The sequence below is a fragment of the Paenibacillus chibensis genome (assembly GCF_004001045.1).
Taxonomy (GTDB): Bacteria; Bacillota; Bacilli; order Paenibacillales; family Paenibacillaceae; genus Paenibacillus_AQ; species Paenibacillus_AQ chibensis.
On the sequence record NZ_BIMK01000027.1, the window covers coordinates 109,141 to 134,352 of the forward strand.

Sequence of the window (25,212 nt, forward strand, 5' to 3'; positions counted from 1 at the left end):
ACAGCTTCATTCGTTCTCGTTCAAATGACGAATCAGACGGTCGCTCCCTCTTTGCGCTCTTCCCGTACTTGACGCGTGGCTTCGGTCATATGGCGCAGCGACGCCACCGTTTCGGTCAGTCCGCGCGTTTTCAGTCCGCAGTCCGGATTGATCCAGAACAAGGTAGGATCCAGCACCTCCAACGCGCGGTTGATCATCGATACCATTTCCCCTACCTCCGGCACGCGCGGGCTGTGAATGTCGTACACGCCGAGGCCAATGCCTTTGTCGTATGTGAATTCCTCAAAGCTGTGGATCAGCTCGCCGTGGCTGCGCGAGGTTTCGATGGAGATCACATCGGCATCGAGCGCGCGGATGGACTCGATCATATCATGGAATTCGCAGTAGCACATATGCGTATGGATCTGCGTGGTATCCTTCACCGTCGAAGTGGAAAGACGGAATGCCAGGACAGCCCAGTCCAAGTAATAGTCCGTTTCGCTTTGCTTCAGCGGCAGGCCTTCGCGGATGGCCGGTTCGTCGACCTGGATCATCTCGATGCCCGCAGCTTCCAGCGCCTCTACTTCCTCGCGCAAAGCCAGGGCGATCTGGTAGGCCACCTGCTCCCGGGAAATGTCATTCCGGACAAAAGACCAGTTGAGGATCGTAACAGGACCTGTAAGCATGCCCTTCACCGGTTTGGCAGTCAGCGACTGCGCGTATACGCTCTCCTTGACGGTCATCGGCTCGATAAAGGCAACGTCCCCGTAAATGACCGGCGGCTTGACGCAGCGGGAGCCGTAAGACTGCACCCAGCCGTTTTTCGTGAATGCGAAGCCGGCCAGCTTCTCGCCGAAAAACTCCACCATATCCGTCCGCTCAAATTCGCCGTGCACGAGCACGTCCAGCCCGATCTCTTCCTGCAGATCCATCCAGGTACGGATTTCGTTCTGCACGAAAGCCTCGTATTGGCTGTCGTTCCACTCGCCTTTTCTCCATTTCTGGCGTGCGGATCTCACTTCCGGCGTCTGCGGGAAGCTGCCGATGGTCGTAGTCGGCAGGAATGGAAGCCGGAAGCGCTCCTGCTGCCGCACTCGGCGTTCTGCAAACGCGCTGTGTCTGGTCCACGGCTGGCTGTCGATATTAGCGGCAGCCTCGCGTACCTTGACGTTGCTGCGCGAAGCGGACGCGTTCAGCGCGGCAACGGCCTGCACGGAAGCATCGAGCTCAGCCTGCACCGCATCCGCTCCTTCACGAATCGCGCGGGCGAGCAGGACCACTTCGTCCAGCTTTTCATCGGCATAGGCCAGAGCCGCGGACAATACCGGATCCAGCGCCGTTTCCGGAGCCGTCGTAACCGGTACATGCAGCAAGCTGCTGGACGGCTGCACGATCATGCGCTCAAACGGGACGGCAGCGGACAACCGGTTCAGCAGATCCAGGCTCGCGGACAGATCCGCACGCCAGATGTTGCGGCCGTCGATCACGCCCGCGCCAAGCACCTTATCTTGCGGGAAGCCGTGCTTTTCAATCGCTTCCAGATTGCGCTGGGCTCCATGAGCGAAGTCCAGTCCAACCCCCTGAACGGGAAGGCGAACGATCTCTTCGTACGACTCGACCGACTCGAAATACGTTTGCAGCATCATATTCAGCTCCGGCGCTGCCGCATGAAGAGCTTCATAAATGCGGCGAATCCGCTGCACATCCTCCGGCTCCAGCGAAGTGACCAGGATCGGCTCATCCATTTGAACCCACTGCACGCCCTCTTGCGCCAGCTCCCGCACGATCTGTTCATACAGCGGCAAATACTGGCCAATCAGCTCATCCAGCTGTGCCGGCTCATAGCCTTTGGACAGCTTCAGGAAGGTAAACAGACCCACTAGCACCGGTTTGCCTTCGATGCCGAGCTCCTGCTTGGCTTCGCGGTACGCTTCCAGCGGACGGTTCTGCGTGAGCACCGGCGACAGGCCGTTCAGTTCAGGCACGATATAGTGATAATTCGTATTGAACCACTTGGTCATTTCGCATGCGGAAGCCTCTTTATTGCCGCGGGCCATCGCGTAATAGGTGGAAACCGGCACTATGCCGCCTTCATAGCCGAATCGGGCGGGAACCAGTCCGAGCATGCTTGCCGTGTCCAGGATATGATCGTAGAAGCTGAAATCGCCCACCGGAATCAGATCGATCCCTTTTTCCTGCTGCTTTTGCAGATGATGCAGGCGAATGGCCTTTAGCTCCTTCAGAAATGCCGCTTCCTCCAGTTTTCCTGACCAAAACGCTTCCAGTGCTTTTTTCCATTCCCGGTTCGCGCCGATGCGCGGGTATCCCAGGCTGCTGCTTGTCAATTTGCCCATAATGAGCCTCCTTCATAATCTGTGATCATCGACTTCAATACAAAAAGGACATCCTTCCCCTCAGCTCAAAAAAGGGTAAAGATGCCCGTTATCAGCGTATGACAAATAAACGCCTCCGAAATCTTTAACACCTCCCTATCTCCCGTAGGTAAAGCAGTGCTGTCAAAACAGGCAGGTCTCCTGGCTCCAGAATCTCAGCAGCTCCTGCGCCTTCCCGGTCATAGGCGACCAGTGGACGAATGCAGGAACGCTCCTCTGTTACAGTGGCGGGACCGCGCCGGTATTCCACCGGACTTCCCTTTTAAGCTTAAGGGGAGTGACTCTCCTCAAGCACCTGTTTCCACTTTATTTGTAATTGATAAGATAATATTAAGTCGTATCATACCTTATAAGTATCTCATTTAGCAATAGATTCGCCGTAAATTCCGAGTAAAATTCTTGGGAATGGTTTTGCGCATAGAGCGCAGGGCTTGATCATATTTTGATACAAGCAGCCGTCGAGCTGTGCATTCCATATCCAGGAGGACCTAATGAACACCATTTTGATGGGCTGTCTGGCTACTTCCATTTGCACGGCCCTGGGGGCGCTGCCTGCCCTGCTGTTTAACAGGGTGACGCATCGGGGGAAAGATATTTTGCTGGCGTTTACCGCCGGCATCATGGTGGCCGCTTCTACTTACGGTCTGATTCCTTCCGCGCTCAAGCTGTCCAACCTGTGGATTCTGACGATCGGCACACTGCTTGGAACCGCTGTCCTGACCCTGCTGGAGCTGCTCATTCCCCATCAGAATCTCGAACACGCGCCGGAGCGCGCAAACAGCGGCCGGACAAGCATCTTCCTGTTCCTGTCCGCCATGGGCCTGCACAACCTCCCGGAGGGATTGTCCGTTGGCGTCAGCTACGGCAGCAGCAATCATGATCTCGGCACGATCGTCGCACTGAGCATCGGCCTGCAAAATATTCCCGAGGGCTTCCTCACCGCGCTATTTCTCATTACGCATGGACTTCGCCGGCGCACACCGCCCTGCTGCTGGCCACGCTGACCGGCGTGCTGGAGCTGGCCGCCTGCTGGATCGGGCTTGAATTCACCGCAAGCTTCCGCGCGGTCGTTCCTTACGGTCTTGCCTTTGCCGCGGGGGCCATGCTGTTCGTCGTCTACAAGGAGCTGATCCCCGAGAGCCATGGAGACGGCAACGAGCGGGCATCGACGTTCTCCTTCATATTCGGGCTGCTGACTATGATTGCGCTGACTCACCTGCTGAGGTAACGGTTTGTTGTCAGGCGGCCTCGGTCTGCTCTTTCGCATTGTGGCCGTATACTTTCAGCTTCAGCAGCACCAGCGCGAGCGCCAGCGCGGCGAACAGCATCCCGCACCATATCAGCTGGTGAATGCCCAGCCGCGAAATAAACCAGCCGCCAAGCGAGGTCCCCAGCGTAATGCCGAGATTCGAGAACGAGACGAACAGGCTGTTGCCAAACTCCGGCGCTTCCTGCATCTCCGTCATCAGCCAGGTTTGGCTGACGATCAGGCCGCCCGAGTGAATCATGCCCCAGAGGAAAACCATAGCGGCCATCGGCAGCGGCGATGCACCCAGCAGGTATACCAGCAGGTAAATGACGATATACAGCAGCGGAAATGCGATTACGGTCCCGAGCATATTCCGCGTTAGCGAAGCTCCGAACAGGAAGTTGCCCGCGATCATAATGACCCCGAAGGCCATCAGCATGGCGCTGATCCAAGAGCCGTTCATGTGCGTAACCTGGCCGAGATATTCGGCAAAATAGCCGTATACCGCGAACATGGCCGCGAACAAGCAGCATACCGCCGCAATGTTCAACCAGACGGCCGGTTTGCGCAAAATGCCCAGCTGCTTGCCGTAGGACATTTTCTTTGTGACCGGCATGGACGGCAGCCACAGCCAAATCCCCGCGCAAGCCGCCGCATTCACCGCAGCCGCGAACAGGAACGCCGCCTCAAGCGAAATCTGCTCCGCCAGAAAAGACGTCAAAGGCACTCCAAACGCAAAGCCGACGGTGATGCCGGCGAATACCTTCGTTACGGCTTGACCGCTCTTTTCGGGAGAAACCAGCTGTGCCGCAACCACCAGTGCAATCGAGAAAAAAACCGGGTGAAACAACGCCGGGATGACACGGAACATCAGCAGCGTTTCGAATTGGCCGCTCACCGCGTAGACCACATTCGATACCGCAAACATCAACACTGACAATCCCAGGACGAGCTTCCGGTTCATTCCGGAGGCGAGCAGCGTGGCAAAGGGACCGGAAACCGCCACCACCAGCGCGAAAATGCTGACCAAAAGCCCCGCCTGCGCGGTTGAAATATGGAACTTCTGCGACACCTCGGGAAGAACGCCCACGATCCCCATTTCCGTCGTAATAATGCCAAAAACGCCCAAGGCCAATATCAAAATAAGCAGCGGCCCTTTTCGATTCATCTTATCATCTCTCCATTTCACAAGTTGAAGTTACATATCTAAATATGTAGATATGTTGAGACAGAACAATACCTTTCATTACTCTCCGTTCGCGGTTGCCTCACTCCGCAGTCCTGTGCCATTATATATCCATTTATCTAGATATGTAAATACGTGCACGCAAAAAAAGGAGTTTCCTCCTTTTTCCTAACCAACACTCACGATGATATTCAGCTCCCCTTGCCTTGTTCAGAGGCTTGGCAGGCGATATGTCGTAACGGGAATAAGCCTTCGGTTTACAATTCGGTCCGGATGTACTCCGCGAACGCCTGAATGGTCTTTTCATTCCTCCGGTAAAAGGTCCACTTGCCAACCCGCTCCGCTTCGAGCAATCCCGCCTTCTGCATCATCAGCAAATAGCTGGAGACGACAGACTGCGCGAGGCCCGACTGGTTTTGAATATCGCTCACGCACGCACCGATTTGCAGGGTCAGCCCCTGCTCAAGATACGGCGTCTCGTCGAAATAATCCTCCGGATGCTTCAGCCAAAACAAAATTTGGCGGCGCGTCTCATTGGATAAAGCTTTTAAGATCAAGGAAGGTTCCATACGCTGTTCGATCCTTTACGGTCAAATTTCTGCGCTCTGCAGCACGCATCTCAAGTCCACGAGGGACGCAGCTTTTACTTCGGCTGCCCTTCGCCAGCCGTTTGAATGATACGCTTCAAATCCGAACGCATCGCGTTCAAATGGTCTGGACCAATCAAAGCGCCCCAGCGCTGTTCAATACTATTATATATTTTTTCCTTCGCCTTGAGCAGTGCCCAACCGCGCTCGGTCAGCACGACCAGCTTACCCCTGCCGTCCGAGGGATGGGGTCTGCGAATCACATAGTTATGTTCCTCGAGATAGTCCAGCATCTGGCTCACGGCCTGCTTGGAAATCCCCAGAAGATCAACTAGCGTCTTTGCCGTGGCCCCGTCCGGAATCAGCCCTTGGAACAAAAACCCGTGCACCGGCCGGATATCTCCAAATCCAAGCTCATTCAGACGCTGGTGAAGCTCCTGATTGAGCGCGCTGAAAGCGAGCGAAAACAATGATGCCAAATCGTCTTGATGTCGACGGGGTGTCTTAGGCATAAACAGTACAACTCCTTGCTCTGAATAAAAGTTAAAAATTGGTCAGTTTAGTTGACTTCTATATTGATTATACCTTTCCCAAACCCGTTGAATCAAATCCGTTTGGATGTTCCAAGCGCAACATCCTAGCATTTGGTAACGTCTATGAATATCATGTGAACAATAATCATGTTGACCGGGGGGCTTAGCTCATGAATGGAAAACGGACCTGCATCTCCATCCTGCTTTATTGTTTGCTGCTAGTCTTGCCTGCCTGCTCTGCGACCAAGCCGGATGGAGCAGCCAAAGAACAGAAGGTTCTTTCCTTGAGCGAGCGAGGCCAAATCGCCTCGCAGCTGGATCCGGCATTCATCCAGGCGCACAACCAATTCGGGCTCCGGCTGCATCATGAACTTCAGCAACAATCCGAGGCCAAAGGAAAAAACATCGTCCTCTCGCCCTACAGTATCTTTACCGATTTGGCCATTGCCTACAACGGCAGCGGCGGCATAACCGGGCAGGAAATGGCCCGAGCACTCGGGATAGAGAAATTCGGCAAGAATCAGGTAAACCTCGCAAGCCGAACGCTCCAAACGCTTCTTATGAATCCCAGTTCCGGCGTGCAGCTCAATGCAGCCAACTCCGTTTGGTATCAGAGCGGAATGGGGATGAAAGACGATTATATACAAACCATACAGGACAGCTATCAGGCCGACATGGAGGCCGTGGATTTCGGGCAGGAAAAAACAGTGGGGAAAATCAACGGCTGGGTGAACAAGCAAACCAAAGGGCTGATCCCTTCCATCCTGGATCAGGCTCCGGATCCGCTGACGAAGGCCATCCTGCTGAATGCCGTCTATTTTAACGGCGCCTGGCAGAATCCGTTTGATCCGGACGAGACGCGGGAGGGCCTGTTTACGACAGCCGACGGCACAAAGCAAAAAGCCCGGATGATGATCCAAAGCGGCAGGTTCGAATACATGCAAACGGAAAATGCGCAGGCTCTCCGCCTTCCATACGGAGACGGGCGCCTGGATATGATGATCATCCTTCCCGGCAAGGAAAGCTCACTCGAGCAAGTGATGCAAGAAATCCGGCAGGATCCGGCAAGGTGGCAGAAAAGGTTCGAGCCGTCTCTGGGAGATATCCGGCTGCCGCGGTTCCAAACGGATTATTCCGCGTCGCTGAAAAAGCCGCTGATGCAGATGGGCATGAAGCAGGCGTTTGCAGCCGAGGCAGACTTTACAGGCATGTCCGATACGCAGCCGCTATTCATCTCCAACGTCCTGCACAAGACAGTGCTGGGCGTCAGTGAGGAGGGAACGGTAGCCGCTGCCGTCACGGAAATCGGCATGGCCGGGTCCGCGCCTCCGCCCCAGGAACGATTCGAAATGATCATGGATCATCCCTTCTTCTTTTCCATTGAGGACAGCCAAACCGGATTGTGGCTGTTCCTCGGGACGATTGAAAGCCTGTAAACCGCAAAAGAACTCCGTTTCCGGGTGTCCGCATTGAGCACCAAGGAACGGAGTTCTTTCACTTCCTGATTTATATATTAAAGAATAATCGTGATACGAACGCTTTACAGCCTTAAGATTCATTCTCCTGCAGGTGGACACCCTCCGGCAGAACCGCCAGCACCCGCTCCTTGACATCGGGACGGGTACGCATTTCCTCGCCCAGGATCACGGCGATGCCGCGGTCCTCCCGCGAGCGGATCAGCCGTCCGATCCCCTGACGGAAACGGAGCAGCATGTACGGCAAATCGACTTCTTCGAACGGATCGGCTGCCGTCTTGCGTTTGGCGATAAACACCGGATCATGCGGCGGGAACGGCAGTGACCAGATCACGACGTTCGACAAGGACGGTCCCGGCACATCGAGGCCCTCCCAGAGGCTGACCGCGCACAGCACGCTCTCCTCCTCACGCTGGAACGCCGCGATCAGGTGGCTGATTTCCCCGTCGCCTTCGAAATAGAAACGCATACCGGCAAGCCCCGGCTCCTCCACTGCCTTTTGCTTGAAAAGCCGCAGCTCCTCCCGGGTTTTGAAGAGCATCAGGGCTCGTCCACCGGTCTTTTGCAGCAGCCGTACGGCCTGTTTCATTTTGCCGTCAAAGCCGTCCGCCAGATCCCACTCCGGGGCCAGCGCCTGCATTTGCTGCTCATATTCATAAGGCGAATCCACCGAGAAGGACAGGTAGCTCTGGATTCCCAGGCTGTCCGCTACATAGCGGAAGGAACCATCCACGGACAGGGTGGCCGAGGAGAACACGATCGGCATATGGAGACCGAATACATGCTCCTCCAGCACTTCCTTCACGCTTTTCGGCATAATGGAGAGCGTAAGCCCCTCCGGGCTTTCAGTCACCCAGCAGATCAAGGCCTCCGAACGCTCGAACAGCATGAGCGCCTTCTGCATCATTTCCAGATGTTCCTCCACGATCCGCAGCTGATAGTCATCCAGCGTGTACAGCTCGCTTTCAAACACCAGCTCTTCCTCGATCGCCGTCAGCAGTCCCCGGAATTGATGCACCTCCCGCAGCAGTTCATCCCCCAGCACGATTTCTTTCCGGTCCGAACCGGGAATCCGCCGGCTGAAGCGTCCGAAGGCGGCGAACATCGCCTCGCTCTGAACGATGGCATCGTCAATGAGCACCGCCAGCGACTCGCGGATTTCGTTTTGCAGCAGGCGCGTAATCAGCTCCTCGAACACGACATGCTTCATTTTGTAGCCCAGCGCCTTCATCGCCGCAGATTCCAGCAAATGCCCCTCGTCAAACACGACCGAGGAATGCTCGGGTAGCAGCGGCAGCTGACCTTCGCGCTTACGGCCGTCATAAGTCCAGACATGCTCCAAATAATAATCATGCGAGCAGATGATCAAATCGGCCGCACGCCGGTAATGATCCCGGGACAGCGTCTGCCCGCAGCGGTGACGGCGGTCGCAGGTAAAGCAGTCCTGGAAGGAGTCCCAGCCCACGGTATGCCACTGCTCATCGGTCAGCTGCGGATAATCCCTGCGGTCCCCGTAAGCATGGAAGGACTGCATCGGCGCATGGGAGTATACGAAATCCGGCAGGCCGGCAGCAATACCGTCCCACAGCATTTCCTCATCGCCCTTCATCCGGGCATCGTCCAATTTTCTCAGGCACAGATATTGATCCGGCGATTTGCCCAGACGCGCATCGATCACGAGGCCCAGATGCTGTGCCAGCTTCGCGATATCGCCCTCCGGCTTGACCAGCTGCTCGATCAGCGATTCATCCGCGCAGGCGATGACGGCCGGCTTGCGCGTATAACGCGCATAGCAGACGGCATAGAGAAGATACACCAGCGTTTTGCCCGTGCCCACGCCCGCCTCGGCGAAAATCGTCTTTTTCTCGGCAAAAGCCTTTTCGAGTTGAAATGCCATATAGATTTGCTCGTCGCGGACCTCAAAGCCCGCTTCAGGCAGTATATCGTAAAACACATCCGCCACCCATTCACCCGCTTGCTGAATAAAAGGCCGTGCAGGATCGTACGAAAAAGGGTACCGTTCCACGTTTAAATAACCTCCAGCTTTCACTTGAAAAATATCGCTCCTTCACTTGTCCATGAAGATGAACATCCCATTATCACACGCCATCCGCGGAATTACAATGGTTTATATTCAAAATAACTCCACAAAGTGGGGCCTTGATCCGAAGTCCATTCGGCTACCTTGCAGGGAAGCGCGGAATTGTATCGCTTCTTGAATGCCGAAAAAGACCGCGGGTTTCCCCGCGGCCTTGGCCCATCATTCTTTATGCTTCCGGTCTCGCCGGCTCCTTTTCATACAAGCGCGAACGCACTTTAAACCAATTGTAGATATGGGAGACCACGACCTTCAGTACGGCGTAGCCTGGAACCGCCAGCAAAATGCCGACGATGCCGAACAGATTGCCGCTCGTCAAGATGACGAAAATGATCGTAATCGGATGTATTTTCAGCGTTTTGCCCATCACCTGCGGCGAAATGAATTTCCCCTCGATCAGCTGCACGACGGTCCAGACGATGACCATTTTCAGCAGCATGATCGGGGAGGTCACCAGCGCCACGATTAAAGCGGGCGTGATGGCGATTGCCGGTCCCAAGTAAGGCACGACGCTGGTGAAGGCCGCGATAACGGCCAGAATCAGGGAATACTTCAGGCCGATAATGATATAGCCGACGAACAGCAGGGCTCCGATACAGAAGCTGACGATAATCTGTCCGCGGATATAGGAGCTGATCTGATGGTTCATTTCCCTCATAACCCGGTGCGTTTCTCCGCGCAGCCTCGTCGGCACGAAGCCGAGAATAAAACCCGGTAGCTTCTTGCCGTCCTTCAGGAGATAGAAGAGGATGAACGGAACGGTCACGATTGACAGCACCACCTCGATCAGGTTGCCGACGAAGCCGCCGATGCCCGTCCAGGTTTTGTTCAGGAAGGTGGATGCGCGCTGGGAGATCGTCTTCACGACTTCCTGCGGATCAAAGCTGATGGACTCCTGGAATTGATTGACCAGCTTGCTGCCCATCAGATGCTCAAACTGTTCCCTGACCATCTCGCTGTAGGCGGGAAAGTTGCTGACCAGATCCATAATCTGCTCCCGCACCACCGGAATGACAAGCGTGAGCAGCACGGCAACGATGCCGATGATTAACACGTACAGCATCAATATGGACTGAATGCGTCCGACCTTGTGCTTTTCCAGAAAATCGACGATCGGATTCAGGAGATAATACACGATTCCCGTGAGAATGATTGGCAGCACGACTGTTTTCAACAGCACGATGACCGGATGGAAGATAAATGATATTTTGCTGAGCACCATAATGTTGAGGCCAATCAAGAGCAGAACCAGCAGAAACAATACAAAGCGGTTATTTAGGAAAAACCGTTTGAAGCGGCTCGCCCAGTTCACGGAAGAATTGTCCATTCTTTATTCCTCGTTTCGTTTCTTGATAATTTCCAGCTTGCAGAAACGGTTATGATCCCTTTCCAGAAGAATGAACGTTACCCCGTCCTGCATGAAGGACTCCTTCTCCTCCATTTCGTTTTGCTGGCTGTACAGCCAGCCTCCGATGGTATCCCATTCCTTCGTATCGATATCCAGATTGAAATAATCGTTGATTTCAGAGACGGATACCATGCCGTCGACAACAAGATGATCGGGCGCGAGTTCCTTAATCTCTTCCTCTTCATCCGCATCGAATTCGTCGCGGATTTCACCAACGATCTCCTCGATGATGTCCTCAATGGTCACGATGCCGGCCGTGCCGCCGTATTCGTCGATCAAGAGCGCCATATGCGTGCCCTCGCTCTGCATCCGCTGCAGCAGCACGTTGACCGGAGTCACTTCCGAAACCGCCATCACCGGATGGATCAAGGTCGACACATCGACATTCGGATCATCCTCGTAGGCCAGGAAAAACTGCTTCGTGTTAATGATGCCGACCACGTTGTCCTTGCTGCCGTCAATCAGCGGAAACCGGGTATACTGCTGCTCTTTGATAATTTCGACGTTTTCTTCCCGCGGCTTGTTTTTATCGAGACAGATCATATCGGTGCGCGGAACCATGATCTCCTTGGCGAGCATATTGTCAAACGCAAAAATCCGGCTCACGTACCCGAATTCATTGTCGTTAATTTTTCCGCTTTCATGGCTTTCGCTCAAAATAATTTGCAGCTCTTCCTCGGAATGGGCTTCCTCATGCTCCGATGCCGGCTTGATGCCGAACAAGCGGACCAGCTGATTCGCCGAACCGTTCAGCAGCCAGATGAAGGGATACATAATCCGGTTAAACCAGATAATCGGAGGCGAGAACCAGAGGGCGATCGTTTCCGCCTTGCGGATGGCCACGGTCTTCGGCGCCAATTCCCCGATCACCACATGCAGATAGGTAATCACAACGAAGGCGATTATCAGAGACAGAATCGAACTCAAGCCTTCCGAAAAATTCCACTTTTCAAACAAAGGATGAAGAATTTTCTCTACAGTCGGTTCCCCGAGGAAACCCAATATGAGTGATGTAATCGTAATGCCGAGCTGGCAGGCGGACAAATATCCGTCCAAATTCTCCAGCACCTTCTTCACCGCGCCCGCACCCTTGCGTCCTTCAGCCATCAGCTGATCCACGCGGCTCGCGCGGACACGAATCACGGCAAACTCGACCGCCACGAAAAAGGCAGACAAACCTATTAAAAGAACGACGAGAACCAGATTTAAAATATACCTGTCACTTTCCATTGATGCATCTTCTCCTTCGGATTTTAAAATAAGGAATGGTTACTAACATGCTAATACGATACTTCAGAGGCTTAGGTTTCAGCTCTGCCGGAAAATTCCGAAAAAAATGTTATCCCTATTCAATAACCCTCTGCTGCTCTTCCGGAAACCGGAAGTGCACAGCGCAGTTTCTCCCGCTCCGCTTCGCCTCGTAAAGCGCCTGGTCGCCCCACTTGTAGAGCTTGTTCACGCCAGGCTCGAACCCTTTGTCCAGCGTGACAACGCCCATGCTGACCGTGACGCTTACCGGAATGGACGGAATCCGCATCGCCTCCACCGCAGACCGCAGCAATTCCGCTGTCTCGCCCGAGCGCTTCTCATCCATGCCCGGCAGCAAAACAGCGAATTCATCGCCCCCGAACCTACCGAAAAGACCTATGTCCTTCAGCTTTTCCTGAATCAGCGCAGACATACCCGTCAGCACCCGATCGCCGACGATATGCCCGTAGGTATCATTGATATTTTTATAGTGATCGATATCAAATAATAGGAAAGAGACGGCGGACCTGCTTCTCGAAAGCTGGACCAGCTGGTGCTCGGCCTGTTCGATAAAGGTTCTGCGGTTCAGCGTTCCGGTCAAATCATCGTAAGTGGCCATCCGGATCAGGCGCTCATCCGCCTGCTCCTTGTACAGCAGGATAAACCCCGTATTTTCCAGGATCATGATCAAGTACAGAGACAAAAAAGAAAGCGCCTGATACACGCTCGGCGTAAAGAAACCCATGGGCTGCTCCGTAAACAGCGACATGACCGCACGGCCGAACAGCCCGAGCGCGACGATGCCGTAGAGATAGCCCATCAGCCTTTTTAATTTGGAAGCGGAGCCCCGCGCAATCATCCGGTATACCGGATAGACGAGAAACATGCCCGTGCAAAGAGAGGCAAAGGCGATGCGAGTCCCCTCCTGCACCCCCAGAAGGATCAAAAGGTTGAATCCGACGATGCTGAAGATCGTGAAGCCGATATAATTGCGCCTCACTTTACGGTTATAGGCATGCTGCACCATGGATAGAGCGATCGTTTCCACGGCGCTCCCCGCAAACAGAAGCGAATTCACAACGCCCAGCGAGATATATTCGGGCACGGACCCGCGAAAAATCACCAGCCCCCAGCCGATGACCTCCAGCCATTTGGAAACGTAAAACACGTTGATCAGCTTGTCCCTTTCATGCCCATAGCGGTATGCACTGATCAGGACGACGGTGAAAAGATGCCCGAGCACAACCGAAAAAAAAGCGGTTTTCATATCAAACGTCAATATCATGCTTCCCTTATCACCATCTTCTTCATGATCATTATTAGAGATGATTATATCAGATTACAAAAAATTACAGGTCATATTTTCCGAAAAAATGTCGAACCTTTCCGTTTTACCATCCCGTCCGTGCCCTCTCGGAAGAACGTGGCGGCAGGTTGAACATCAGGAGGATACATGAATGATTTAACGTTGAAAAAGCCCGGAGGCCGCTTCAATGAGCAGCTCCGGGCTGGATCGCCTGTCACTCTGGTTTTAATGGCCAATCATGAGCGATGGATCCGGCTTGCCTTCCTCTCCGGCTCCCACCACCATCTCCTTCGGTTTGCGGAGGATCAGGCAGAGGGCAACGCCGACGACGGCCAGACTGGCCGACAAAATAAACACATCATCGAAGCTTTTCACCGAAGCGGTCAGCGGGTTGGCGCTTTGGCCGGCTTGTGTCATATGATGCGTCACGCGGCTGGTGAGGTATCCGGTCATGCCTGCAATGGCGAAGGACACGACCACCTGCTGCAGCGCGGTCGTCAGCGGCGTCACGCGGTTTACCCACTGGCGCGGGGCCGCGTTCAGCACATGCGTGTTCAGCGGCATCATCGATAAGCCCATGCCGAAGCCAATCGCCCCGAGAACCGGCATAATGTAGTAAAGCGACGTGCTTGCATCAATCCGGCTGAGCATGAACAGCATCACCGCAATGATCACCAGACCGACAAATGAAATCGGACGTGCGCCATACTTGTCGAAGAACTTGCCGCCGATCGGCATCGCAAGCCCGGAGCACAGCGCCTGCGGAAGCAGGATCAGTCCGGTTTCAAGCGGCGTGAACTGGCGAATATTCTGCAGGTACAGCGGAATGAAGAGCATGCAGCCAAACAAGGAAGCCTGCATGATCCAGGTCAGAATAATGCCGCGCGTGAAATCCGAAGAGCGGAACACCCGCAGCTCGAGCAGCGGATTTTTGTGAATGAGCTCCACGAATATGAACAGGATCAAGGCGGCTCCGCCTACGATAAGGCCAAGCTCAGCCCCCTTCGAGGTCCAGGAGACGCTCCCCCCTTCATTGACGCCGTAAGCCAGCATGGCAAAAGCAATCGGTGCCAAAATAATGCCGAGCACATCCAGCTGCTTCGGAGCGTTCCGGTCTGCCTTAGGCAGATAAGCAATCCCGAGAATAACGGCGACGATCCCGACCGGCACGTTAATCAGAAAAATCCAGCGCCAGTTGGCATATTCGACCAGCCACCCCGAAAGCACCGGACCCAGCGCAGGCGCAAGCAGCATCGGAACGCCTAGCATCCCCATGATTGCGCCGCGGCGGTCCGGCGGTGCCAGCTTGAACACCATCGCCATCCCGAGCGGTGCGACCATGCCTCCCCCGAGTCCTTGAATCACGCGGTAAATAATGAGCTGGGTCGAGTTCTGCGCAATCGAGCACAGCGCCGAGCCGAGGACGAACAATACGACGGTAGTGACAAACACCTGCTTAGCGCCGAAGCGGTCCGTCATCCAGCCCGCCAGCGGAATGACGGCCGAAAGGGCGAGGGAATAACCGGTGATCGACCACTGGATCGTTTTCAGATCGCTGTGAAAGAAATCCACCAGCTTCGGTACTGCCACGTTCACCACGGTTCCATCCAAAATAACCATAATCATGCCGACAATAATCGCCAAAAGCGGCGGAAGAATGGCCTTCAGCGAGAACGGCGCTTCTTCCTGGGCGGGATGTCCCGCCAATGGTTTAGACATAGGTTTCTCCACTCATATATAGTGTATATATCATCGCCTGAGATGTCTTAAGGCTTCTGGGTGTATTTGTGAAAATAAAGGCTGAACAGCATTTCGATTTGTTGCTCCAGCTCCGGCAGATGAATATCCGGAGCAGGCTCATCTCCGGCCATACTCATATAGGAGTTCATAATGACCGGGTAAAATACCGCTCCATAAAGCTGCACCATCATGCCGCTGAGCACGGCTTCGTCGGTTTCGCGGGTAATCTCTTGCAGCGTTCGGACCAGCTTCTCGGTCTTCATGACCTGGCTGTAGCGTGCATATTCATGCTGCGAGCAGAGGATCAAACGGCTCTGATCCATCATTTCCTTGGCAAGTCCGGGATACTGCTGCAGATGGGAGAGATAGCGGTAAAAAAACTGCTTCAAACGCTCCAGCGGTTCCAGAGCTTCCTCCTCCAGCACGGCAAACGCATCATCAAAGGTGCCCACAAGTTTGCCGATCGCTTTGGAAATCAGCTTATCCTTGGAGCCGAAATGATAATTCACGAGCGCCAAATTGGTATCCGCCTTCTCCGCAATCCTGCGGAGCGTCGCGCAAGCGACTCCCTCCTCACGGATCAGCTCGACGGTAGCGTTTAATATGTCTATTTTCGTATCCGTTCCTGTCGTATGTTCCGAGCTGTCTTCTTTCAAATCGGATTCCATCCTCCTTTCCCGAGTTCTGCATCCCAAGTTAAACACTGTTTAATACATCGTTTAATTTAACGGCGGCAGGCTTCATTGTCAAGATTTTTTACGAAAAAAAGCAGGACTTTATTGAAAATTTACATGCAATTTTCAAATGGCTTGTTTAGCCATTCTGAAGCCGCTGCGTCTCTTCAGCGATCCGCGCGACATCGATCCGCTCGAACAGCAGCTCCACATCACGAATCTTCGTTCCGGCCGGAACGGCCGCAGTCCTCCAGGACGGATCCGGCAGCGATAAGAAGCTCCGTATTTTCGCGCAGGCGAATGGAAGGAACGGCTCCAGCAGGCTGCCCAGATTCGCGATGATCTGCACGCAGTTATGCAGAGTAAGTCCGCAGGCTTCATGGCTTTCCTTGAGCTGCTGCCATGGTTTTTCTTCATCGAAATATTTGTTAGCCCGGCGGATGAATGCGAAGATGTCCTCGATGGCTTCCTTGAAATGCCCGGCTTCGATCAGGCTTCCAGAGCTTTGATAGAGCGTGCTGATATTGTCACTCCATTGGCCCGGGAGCTTCCCAGGAGGCACCTTTCCGTCAAAGGACTTGTTGATGAACGCCAGCGTCCGCTGCACGAAATTGCCGAAGGCCCCAAGCAGCTCGCCATTATGGCTGTAAATAAACTCTCTCCAGGAAAAGTCCGCATCACGGCTCTCCGGTCCGTTCGCAATCAGAAAATAACGGATTGAATCCGGCTGATACCTGGCCAGCAGGTCGGGCACCCACACGGCCCAGTTCCGGCTGGTCGAGAACTTCCGGCCTTCGAGCGTCAAATATTCGCAGGATATGATCCGGTCGGGCAGATGCAGCCCCTGTGCGCTAAGCAGGATCGCCGGCCAGATCAGCGTATGAAAAGGAATGTTATCCTTTCCGTGCACGTAATAAGCGATGATATCCCCTTTGTCCTGAAGCCAGAAAGATTCCCAGCTCCCGCCTGTCCGGGCGGCCCACTGTTTGCTGGCCGAGAGATAACCGCTGACGGCCTCGATCCAGACGTAAATTTTCTTCTCTTCAAAGCCGGGCAGCGGAACGTCGACTCCCCATGTCAAATCCCGGGTTGCCGCCCGATCCTGAAGCCCTTCGTTCAGATAGCGCCTCGTCAGCTTCACGGCATTATCTCTCCAGCCCTCGGCCCCACCGGCATAATCGGACAGAGCTTCCTGGAACTTGGACAATGCCAGGTAATAGTGTTCCGTCGCCCGCTCGACCGGCGTTGAACCGCACAGCTTACAGACGGGTTCTTTCAAGTCCGAGGGATCGAGCAGCGTAGAGCAGTAATCGCATTGGTCTCCCCGCGCCCGCTCCCCGCATACCGGGCATATCCCTTCCACGTACCGGTCCGGCAAAAACCGCTGATCCGTTTCGCAGTAAGTTTGCTGTACGGTCTTCGGATATAAGCATCCCTGCTCCAGCAGCTTCAAGAACAACGCCTGTACCGTCTCATGATGATCCGGCTGATCCGTGCGGGTATACGCATCATAGCTGAATCCGAGCCTCGCAAAACATTCGTTGAATTCCTCGTGATACCGTCCCGCAAATTCGCCCGGGCTCACGCCTTCCTGCTCGGCTTGGACTGCCACAGGCGTTCCATGGCAGTCGCTGCCCGAGACATACAGCACCTCATCACCTTTGGCGCGGAAATAACGCGCAAGCACATCCCCGGGCAGCAGGCTCGCGAGCCTCCCGAGATGCAGTGAACCGTTGGCATAGGGCCATGCCCCGCCGATAAAAATATGAGCCATTGTCCATTCCTCCTTTGTTCATGTGAACGCAAAAAAGCCCCCGTCCCCAAGGGACGGGAGCGCCTAAGCTCACGTGTTACCACCCAAATTCATCCATGCCTTGCGGCACGCACCTCATCAGGTACGCCGCCGGCGAACCGCGGTTATACCTTAGCACGGTAACGGGTGCGGGTTTCCGGCGCGGCCTACGTCCGTCGGAACGGATTCGGTGCGCAGCTCCAAGACCATGTTCCCGGGGGTTTTCCTTTGCTCCTTTTCAGCTGCCGGAGCTCTCTGTTCAAAGGCGTCGCCGCGGTACTCTTCTTTTCATCGCTTTTTTCGTTTTGAATTTATTGGAAATTATACATAGATATACTACTGGAGTCAATGAGCTTGAGCTGGCACAGGGATAACCATTTCCAGCTCCGGCACATAATCCTTATGCCAATTGCCATCTGAATCCAATTCAGGCTTGCCGTCTGCATCCGTTTTCAGGTAATAAGGCTTAATCGTAATCGCCTTCGGCGTCCCTGTAAAGGGTGTGAACAACACCTGCATCCGCGCCGGTATCGTAGTGGAGCCGGTCTGTCCGGATCCGCTGACCAGATTTACGGTATTTCCTTGGTCATCCGCCACATCATAGTATATCGGACGAAGGTAAACCCGGGACTTGGGCTTCCCGGTAGCTTGATCCGTAACAAGGGTTCCGCTTCTGAATCTGGCCGGTAAGTCCTCGGTTGAGGCTGACTGAGTGAGCGTCGTAGCCATAATCATGGTGACCGGGGTCATTTCAATCCGATCCACGCTAAACCTGACAAATCCGTCAGTTTTTTCGATCCCCGGAGTCAGAACGGTTGGAGCTTCCGCCGTTTTTTTAACCACCGAGTTTAGCTTGAACGTGTCCTCCATCCCGTTCAAACTCGCTTCCACCCTGATTTGCAACGGGCCCGGCTTCGATTGTGCTTCGTCTATAAGCGATCCTGCATACTGAACGATGACGGACTGCTCGTCTTTACCGGGGCCCCATGTAAGGATGGAGGTCCCCTGCGCTTGACTGGCCAAGGCCGATTTCCCGTTGATTACCACATCCAGGCTCTTCAGGAGATCACCCTCCCCTGGCTTTTGATCATTCACGTTCACGGAATGCAGCGGAGGCGTTTGTCCATCCGCACCTTCACGCTCAAGGGCTAAGGCAAGCCGTGTCCCATCATATACCGCCTGGGTTATACGCAGCTTCACTCCATTATGCACATCGCTGCTATTCAGGGTTGCGACCAATCCCTTCTCATCGGCCGTCTGCAGCCCCAAATCGCCTGCCAGCTTAAACACGCTGCCCATGAACGGAACCTGCTTGAGCGCTTCGGCCATCCCCGGCGAAACAAATGCGCTGGCTACAATCGTGACGCCGATGAAAACTGCGGCTGCAGCGGCAACGATAGCTCCCTGCTTGATGCTCATGCCATGCCGAGGGAGAAATTGATCCGAACGAACCGGGATGCTTCCCTCTTCGACTTGCGCATAGAAGTCGTCCAATCGGCTGCGAATCAAGGCAGGCATTCCCACACCGCCTTCTTCGATTCTTTCTTTTTCCCACTGAATTTCCGTGTCCAGGTTTATCCTGCTCATTGAAATTCCACCTTCCTGTCGCCTTTATACTGAAGGGCTTCGATTAAAGCCTTTCGGGCCCGGTGCAAGCGCGTCTTTACGGCACCCTCCGAGAGTTCAAGCAAGCTGGAAATCTCCTTGATCGGCATGTCCCGGAAATAATGCAGGGATATCACCGTCCGCATCGATTCATCCAAATGCTCGACGGCTTCCCTCAATTCGATTTTGTCATAGCCCCCGTTCACGGAAGGCTCCGCGATTGACGAATCGATGGGCAGCGTGCGGGCATGCTTTTTAAGTATCCGGTTGCATTCATTGATTAAAATCCGAAACAGCCAGGTTTTAAAAAAAGCCGTTTCCCGCAGCGATGGCAGAGATTTATAAGCAATCAGCATCGCTTCCTGGATCGCATCGGCACAGTCTTCATGACTGCGCAGGATGGAACGGGCCATGCCATACATATCCTCTTCAACCTGTCTCATGGCAGCGACAAAGGCTTTACGATCCCCTTGCTGAGCTTTTTTTACGTCCGATTGCAGGTCCAAGACCGTTTCTCCTTTCAGCAGGGCCTTCGCCCGTTTTTCATATGAAGCTTGCGGCAGGCAGCAGCTGCTTTGTTTTCGCCTTATACTGGTTAGATACCTGAGTGACCCCAAAAGGTTACAAATGATGCATGATACATCCCGCGGGTCTAATCTACTTATCCTAGCGAAAAATTCACACTTCATAAATATGGAATTCATGAGATATAATACAAGTCATAATATTAGAAGGCATACCCAAGCTGCTATCTGAACAAAGGAGGGCAAATAACGTACATATGCTCACTAAAAAACTGGAGTTTTTGAACAAGAGGGTCTGCGGGGTTTGGTTGATTTGGGTGGCCATAGTGATCTTCGCCGGCCTGATGGCGGGTGGAAAGCAGCTGATTTGGATGCCGGTCTTTTCTTTCGGATATGTCATCGGCATTTTCGGCATTCTGGCCAACAAAACGGTGAACCGCAGGCTGTCCTACGGCAAACCCGCCGTTCTGCAAAATCGGATGCTCATCTTTTCCATCATTCTGATGTTCGTGCTCATGGTATGGATCGGCGGACCGCATTTCGGAGATGAAAATTACCGCCTGATCTGGCTCGGTGCGTTCCTTGCCATTGGCATTCATTTTATTCCCATGGCCTGGGTGCATGGTCCGTCGATGATCGTTATGGCGATTCTGCTCATTGCGGACGCGTTGTACGGCATGCTGGACGGCAGCGTTAGTTTCCATCTGATTGCTTACATCGATATCGGTATCAAGCTGGTCTTCGGCATCTATCTGCTTCTCTTCGGCAAACCGGCTTCGGCTGAGAGGCAGCAGGTGGCACAGGCAGCAAATTAATATGTATGTGGAACAGGGAACCGATAAACAGAGCAGCTCACCGGAAGTCTTCCAGGGCTGCTCTGTTTGTGTTTCATTGGTTTTAGCGCAAGATCACATGGGGCATCAGCGTAATTTCAAACGCACGATTCCAGATAAAATCCGGATTCTCGTAGTCGAGCTCCGCTCCGCCATACCCCGCATATGTCCAACCGGATCGTTTGATCTGGCGGATGAGACGGGCTTTGCCCGGGAGAAAGGCATTTTTCGCCGCGAGTGTCCCCGTTTGGGTCTGCATCCGGTCCCGCAGCAGCTGAACCAGCACCTCATAATCCTCCGGCGTGTTGAACAGGCGCATGTTCTGATCCGCATAAGGTACGTTCGTATACAGGGCATGCGCTCTCGAATACGTGCGAACTTCGGCAATCGTCAGTTTTTTATAGTAGTAATCCTTCAGGAAACGCTTGAACAGCAGCGAGCCGTGGCCGATCGCAGCCGTTTCCAGGAACGGCGGACGGTGTTCCGTAACCAACAAGGCATAGCGGGATTGGGCCATGCCCAAAGCTAGTCCGATTTTGTTGCCGGCGGTATTCCAGCCGCTGTAACCAAGGAGTGCCCCCGTGGATTGGCTGTTCAGAAGCGCTTGCGTGACCGCCTCATCCGCTGCCCCGCCGCCCACAAAATCGATGGCGATGCTTGGCATTTTCCGCTGCTCATTTGATTCGATATGACTCACCGCGTCCTGCGCCTGGCTTGCGCTTGTAATCGCGACGATCTCCATGTCATACGGTCCGGATGCCACGAAGCGGCCGCCAATCATATCCACATGGTAGCGGATGTTGTCATGCACGCTCATGTATTCGTACGGATTCACGATCGTAGAGCCGTCGAGTCCGAAGTATTTGACGCTGTATCTGGGCTTCGAACCGCAGCGGTGAAGCTCGCTGGCCATGCGTCCCATCAGGGAATACCCCAGTCCGTCCGCATCGGGAAGGATGATGACGCGGTCCGGATTCTGGCCGCCGGTTCCGCCGAGCCGGTCATTCACCATCCCTTCGAGAAAAGCAATCTCGTTGGCCTGCACGCCCTGCGTATAGGAGTCGTCGACGCCGATCGCCAGAAAATCGATGTACCCCTTTTGCAGCAGCTGGTCGAGAATATAGTAATTGGTTTTGAACTTATGGCTGCGGGCGTTATAATACAGCTCCTTATCGAAATGAACCGGCGTCCCGAAATGCGTTCCGTCCGGCTTGATGTCGTATCCGGCGATAATGTCTTCCAAATTCGAAGCGGCAAGCCGCGGCTGCTGCGCAAAAGCGCGTGCCTCGTCATACGCAGCCTGGGTCAGCCCTTCAACAAATACCGTTGTCGCGAGACGCATCACGGTGTCCAGCGCATATACGGGCTTATGCGGACAAGTCCTTTTAATCTCCCGAATGACGTCCAACGGTCCGGTGACAACCGGATCGTAGCCGGGATAAGCCCCGCCGCCATTCGTCCGGAAGCGCCGGCTCCCGATCAATCCGCCGTAGGCGAGCATATCGGTCGAAATGATAAATCCGTCCACCTGCGAAGCATGATCCTGGATGAACCGGCGGATATTCGCCGTATTGCCGAAGACCGGCGCATACGTGTTCTCGAGCACGGAGCCGTCGGCTTCCGCTTTCGTATCCAGGCGATTCTTCACATCTTCCGCATCCGGGGTAATCACATGAATTCCGGTTGCCCTCCCCTGCATGATGACATCGTCCAGATTCACCGGGCGGTCATCCAATGGCACATACAGAACTTTTTTCATAATCAATCGCTCCTTTGATTTACGGATGGAATGTGTTGCAGAACAATTACGGGTCATTCAACCATATGATTGCAACTGGGTCTATCGGCCGCCGATTTCAAGGAAACGATGGACCGGATTTCCGGATATCCGGCTTTATTCACCGCTTCATGCGAAGAATTCACTCATGATTAGTAAAGTTTTCCTTCACAACATCATGGTATCATATAGCGTAACACTACGCAATATAAAAATAGGAACTTATGTTCTTATTTTTATGTTCCTTCCGTAGTTTGGATTTAGTAACATGGTGGAGCCGAAATCCGTTCTATAATCCTTTTTATTCCATCCCGTTCCTTCACGTTATACAATATACACTAGATATCACAACGAACAGAAATGAGGGGAACACCATTCAAGCTTGGTTAAAAATGATCCTGGTGGTGCTGCTGACCAGCATCCTGACTCGCTTTCTGCCTTTTTCCTCCTTTTTCCGGAATGTCGATACCCTTGTCCATGAGCTGTCGCATGCGCTGGTTACGCTTGTCTTGTCGGGCAACGTCCGGGTGATCCATCTGTACAGCAACCAGAGCGGCGTCACGCTGTCTTCCTATGCAGAGAACTGGATGGCGATTCCGATCTCGCTTGCCGGTTATATCGGCTCCGCTTTGTTTGCGCTGCTGCTGTTTGTGCTCTACGCCCAAAGGAAAGAGCGTGCCGGACTGATCATCGTCATGGTACTAGCCGCCATTGCCGCCGCGCTGTTCGTACGCAACGGCTACGGCATCCTCTGGTGCATCGGGTTCGCCGTATTGAGCGCCCTGGTTGCCTTTATGGCTCCCTCCTGGCTGCGAAACGGCTATTATATGCTTGTCGCTTTTATCTGTCTGGTCGAGTCGGTCATCAGCCCGTTCGTGATCTTGGGCATATCCTTCTACGATCCGGGGTCAGCCGGTGACGCAGCCAATCTGAGCCGGGCAACGCATGTGCCGGCCATCGTCTGGTGCCTGGTCTTTGGCGCGGTTTCCTTATGGTGCGCGAAGCTGTCCACATCGCTGCTGTTCAAGCGGGGGTTTGGCGGGGGCGATAATCCTCCGCGGATCTGAAGTCTTAATTAGGCGTCTTGAAGCGTATGTTACGCAGACGGCCGTTCTTTTCTGCCTTAATGCTGAAGGATCAACAGAACCCTTTTTACCCAAGTCGAAGGTTTTCTGTGCCCTGCCTGTAAGTCCCAATAACGAAAGTGTCGCCAGAATTGATCGTACGTTTGCTTTCAAAGATAAGATAACGCAAGTTCGAGGGATAGGCATGGTTCGTTTAAGTAAAGTCTTTCGGATTGTTTAAATACTGCTATTCCTCGGTCATTCATGCTTTGTATATCCTAAGTATAGAGTCCTTCCGTTTTGAGATGCGAGAAGAAGCTCTCCATGGAGCGTTGTCTAGGCAATTGCTCCGGCGAGACATGCTGATTTGAGCGCCAACCGCAGCATGTCGTGGTAAGCATGAGACGTGTACTGGAACCCTTGGTCGCTGTGAACAACCAACCCAGTCATGTCTTTTTGCTTAACCAATGCTTTGGCGAACTTCTGGAGAACCAGTTCATTGTCGTTACGTTCGTTAAGTTGGCAGGCCACAATCATCGTTATTGCCAGTAGCGGTACTTTTCTTTGTAACGTTTTATACACGGTGCGAATGAGTTGTTTAACCTTGGCATCTCTGTCATTCTTCTTCCGCTTCAAATACGCGTAATAGCCACTTCTTAAGACGCCAAGGAGGTGGCAGTGTTCGGCTACTTGGCCGATGTTCGCTGCTTGTTCGATAAGCTTGAAGCACTGTTCTTTCTCTCCTGCATCCAAACACTTTTTTAGTTTTTTAGCATCCCATCTCCCGTTTCAATTGCTGACCATATCGCTCCTGACCTAGATAATCCTTCCGCCTTCCTCATTAATCCAGTTCACGGTATTTTCGCATTCAAACGCTCCATCCGACCCTTGCCTTGGATTCCAAAATGGTCGTTGATTTGCCGATAAGTCCATTTTTCTTCTACGTGCAAACGGATTACCTCCATCTTGAATTTCTCAGAATACGTCTTAAACTTTTGATAAAATGCCCAATTTCATCTGTTAAACCAAGGGGTTTTTCCAATGTCTATTCTAAGGGATGCACTTCAAGTTACCGAGAGGCTTTTATTTTGCTTATGGTTGAAGAATTGTTTTGTGCTAAATAGAACAGTCAGGCTCCGTAGCCTCACACAGCGACACGCCGGTCGTAATTGTAGATCGTGAAACCCTCTATGTATCCATGCAGGAAATTCTCGGTATTAAAACGTGTCAGCATCAGAATCAATCGCAAGGAGGCTTTCGATTTTGTCATAGATAATTGACTGCCGTATTCATTTAATTCTCCTACGCTCTGCTGTTCGCAGGTTCATTCCGGGCTTGTCGATTTGGTCATCTATAGTAAAGACGCGCAGTAATATAATCCAAAAAAATCAGAACATATGTTTGTATTTTATGTTATGATTTACTTAATTGGAATATTTAATATTTCCAAGCATCATGAAAATTAAAGAAGTTAGGAGATGGAAATATGAAAAAGCACACGCATTTATCGGAGGAGGAACTTAGTATTTTTCTTGAATATAGTAAAAAAAACCAAGTTTTATTCAAGAATAAAATAATTCAAAACTATTTTACAACAGACAAAAACAAGAAATATTTAGTTTTATCATTAAAAGGAAATTTTGAAAATAGACAAGCACTTGAAGAAAGTTTTCGAAAACATTTCTTTCAATATAGATTTACTAACTCAACTTTCGCAGCATGAAATCGGCAAACAAGCTTT

20 protein-coding genes, 1 pseudogene and 1 riboswitch are annotated in these 25,212 nt (G+C 53.0%); of the genes and pseudogenes, 5 read left to right on the top strand and 16 right to left on the bottom strand.

Features of this window, described 5'->3' with window-relative positions; translation table 11 throughout:
• Positions 1-32: 32 nt before the first annotated feature.
• Positions 33-2,333 carry a 5-methyltetrahydropteroyltriglutamate--homocysteine S-methyltransferase gene (metE, locus tag PCH05_RS19285; protein ID WP_127604851.1) on the bottom strand — a complete coding sequence of 767 codons (2,301 nt, stop codon included), beginning with the start codon at positions 2,331-2,333 and terminating at the stop codon, positions 33-35.
• Between the two features lie 153 nt (positions 2,334-2,486).
• A riboswitch (cobalamin riboswitch) is annotated at positions 2,487-2,686 on the bottom strand.
• 177 nt (positions 2,687-2,863) lie between these two features.
• Between metE and PCH05_RS19290 the strand changes: the two are divergent.
• Positions 2,864-3,600 (top strand): annotated as a pseudogene (locus PCH05_RS19290) (ZIP family metal transporter).
• Positions 3,601-3,610: 10 nt separating this feature from the next.
• Here PCH05_RS19290 and PCH05_RS19295 read toward each other — a convergent pair.
• The 3 genes from PCH05_RS19295 to PCH05_RS19305 all read right to left on the bottom strand — a co-directional run bounded on the left by PCH05_RS19295 (position 3,611) and on the right by PCH05_RS19305 (position 5,906).
• Positions 3,611-4,789: an MFS transporter gene (locus tag PCH05_RS19295; RefSeq protein WP_127604853.1), complete on the bottom strand. Its 1,179-nt coding sequence runs from the start codon at positions 4,787-4,789 to the stop codon at positions 3,611-3,613.
• Positions 4,790-5,064: 275 nt separating this feature from the next.
• A complete protein-coding gene (locus tag PCH05_RS19300) occupies positions 5,065-5,376 on the bottom strand; it encodes an ArsR/SmtB family transcription factor (protein ID WP_127604855.1) in 312 nt (103 codons plus the stop codon).
• 74 nt (positions 5,377-5,450) lie between these two features.
• Positions 5,451-5,906, bottom strand: coding sequence for a MarR family winged helix-turn-helix transcriptional regulator (locus PCH05_RS19305; RefSeq protein WP_127604857.1), 456 nt, complete (start codon positions 5,904-5,906; stop codon positions 5,451-5,453).
• Positions 5,907-6,097: 191 nt separating this feature from the next.
• On the opposite strand from PCH05_RS19305, the gene PCH05_RS19310 reads away from it, so the two are divergent.
• Positions 6,098-7,363, top strand: coding sequence for a serpin family protein (locus PCH05_RS19310; RefSeq protein ID WP_127604859.1), 1,266 nt, complete (start codon positions 6,098-6,100; stop codon positions 7,361-7,363).
• 112 nt (positions 7,364-7,475) lie between these two features.
• Here PCH05_RS19310 and PCH05_RS19315 read toward each other — a convergent pair whose 3' ends face one another.
• The 9 genes from PCH05_RS19315 to PCH05_RS19355 form a co-directional block, all read right to left on the bottom strand.
• Positions 7,476-9,428 carry an ATP-dependent DNA helicase gene (locus tag PCH05_RS19315; RefSeq protein ID WP_127604861.1) on the bottom strand — a complete coding sequence of 651 codons (1,953 nt, stop codon included), beginning with the start codon at positions 9,426-9,428 and terminating at the stop codon, positions 7,476-7,478.
• A 241-nt stretch (positions 9,429-9,669) separates the two neighbouring features.
• Positions 9,670-10,827 (bottom strand): AI-2E family transporter, encoded by a 1,158-nt coding sequence (locus PCH05_RS19320; protein WP_127604863.1) that lies wholly within the window; start codon positions 10,825-10,827, stop codon positions 9,670-9,672.
• A 3-nt stretch (positions 10,828-10,830) separates the two neighbouring features.
• Positions 10,831-12,138, bottom strand: coding sequence for a hemolysin family protein (locus PCH05_RS19325; RefSeq protein WP_127604865.1), 1,308 nt, complete (start codon positions 12,136-12,138; stop codon positions 10,831-10,833).
• Between the two features lie 115 nt (positions 12,139-12,253).
• Positions 12,254-13,423, bottom strand: coding sequence for a GGDEF domain-containing protein (locus PCH05_RS19330; protein ID WP_164766718.1), 1,170 nt, complete (start codon positions 13,421-13,423; stop codon positions 12,254-12,256).
• Positions 13,424-13,687: 264 nt separating this feature from the next.
• Positions 13,688-15,181, bottom strand: coding sequence for a DHA2 family efflux MFS transporter permease subunit (locus tag PCH05_RS19335; RefSeq protein WP_127604869.1), 1,494 nt, complete (start codon positions 15,179-15,181; stop codon positions 13,688-13,690).
• 47 nt (positions 15,182-15,228) lie between these two features.
• The gene (locus PCH05_RS19340) at positions 15,229-15,870 is read right to left on the bottom strand and encodes a TetR/AcrR family transcriptional regulator (protein ID WP_127604871.1); all 642 of its coding nucleotides are present in this window, start codon (positions 15,868-15,870) and stop codon (positions 15,229-15,231) included.
• A gap of 145 nt (positions 15,871-16,015) precedes the next feature.
• On the bottom strand, positions 16,016-17,650 hold the full coding sequence (gene metG / locus PCH05_RS19345; protein WP_127604873.1) for a methionine--tRNA ligase: 1,635 nt from the start codon (positions 17,648-17,650) through the stop codon (positions 16,016-16,018).
• A gap of 363 nt (positions 17,651-18,013) precedes the next feature.
• Complete coding sequence (locus tag PCH05_RS19350) at positions 18,014-19,255, bottom strand: DUF4179 domain-containing protein (RefSeq protein WP_127604875.1); 1,242 nt, start codon at positions 19,253-19,255, stop codon at positions 18,014-18,016.
• Positions 19,252-19,779: an RNA polymerase sigma factor gene (locus PCH05_RS19355; protein ID WP_127604877.1), complete on the bottom strand. Its 528-nt coding sequence runs from the start codon at positions 19,777-19,779 to the stop codon at positions 19,252-19,254. The genes PCH05_RS19350 and PCH05_RS19355 overlap by 4 nt, the downstream gene beginning before the upstream one ends.
• 275 nt (positions 19,780-20,054) lie before the next feature.
• On the opposite strand from PCH05_RS19355, the gene PCH05_RS19360 reads away from it, so the two are divergent.
• Complete coding sequence (locus tag PCH05_RS19360) at positions 20,055-20,612, top strand: DUF6609 family protein (protein WP_127604879.1); 558 nt, start codon at positions 20,055-20,057, stop codon at positions 20,610-20,612.
• 82 nt (positions 20,613-20,694) lie between these two features.
• Here the strand turns inward: PCH05_RS19360 and PCH05_RS19365 are convergent, their stop codons facing one another.
• A complete protein-coding gene (locus PCH05_RS19365; RefSeq protein ID WP_127604882.1) occupies positions 20,695-22,389 on the bottom strand; it encodes a DUF4127 family protein in 1,695 nt (564 codons plus the stop codon).
• A gap of 410 nt (positions 22,390-22,799) precedes the next feature.
• Here PCH05_RS19365 and PCH05_RS19370 point away from each other — a divergent pair, with 410 nt between their 5' ends.
• Positions 22,800-23,474, top strand: coding sequence for a M50 family metallopeptidase (locus PCH05_RS19370; RefSeq protein WP_246049759.1), 675 nt, complete (start codon positions 22,800-22,802; stop codon positions 23,472-23,474).
• Between the two features lie 333 nt (positions 23,475-23,807).
• Here the strand turns inward: PCH05_RS19370 and PCH05_RS19375 are convergent, their stop codons facing one another.
• Together PCH05_RS19375 and PCH05_RS27940 are read right to left on the bottom strand one after the other, a co-directional pair.
• Positions 23,808-24,224 (bottom strand): hypothetical protein, encoded by a 417-nt coding sequence (locus PCH05_RS19375; protein WP_127604886.1) that lies wholly within the window; start codon positions 24,222-24,224, stop codon positions 23,808-23,810.
• Between the two features lie 391 nt (positions 24,225-24,615).
• The gene (locus PCH05_RS27940; protein ID WP_281278781.1) at positions 24,616-24,741 is read right to left on the bottom strand and encodes a hypothetical protein; all 126 of its coding nucleotides are present in this window, start codon (positions 24,739-24,741) and stop codon (positions 24,616-24,618) included.
• Positions 24,742-24,957: 216 nt separating this feature from the next.
• Here PCH05_RS27940 and PCH05_RS19380 point away from each other — a divergent pair, with 216 nt between their 5' ends.
• Positions 24,958-25,194: a hypothetical protein gene (locus PCH05_RS19380; protein ID WP_127604888.1), complete on the top strand. Its 237-nt coding sequence runs from the start codon at positions 24,958-24,960 to the stop codon at positions 25,192-25,194.
• The last annotated feature ends 18 nt before the right edge of the window (positions 25,195-25,212 follow it).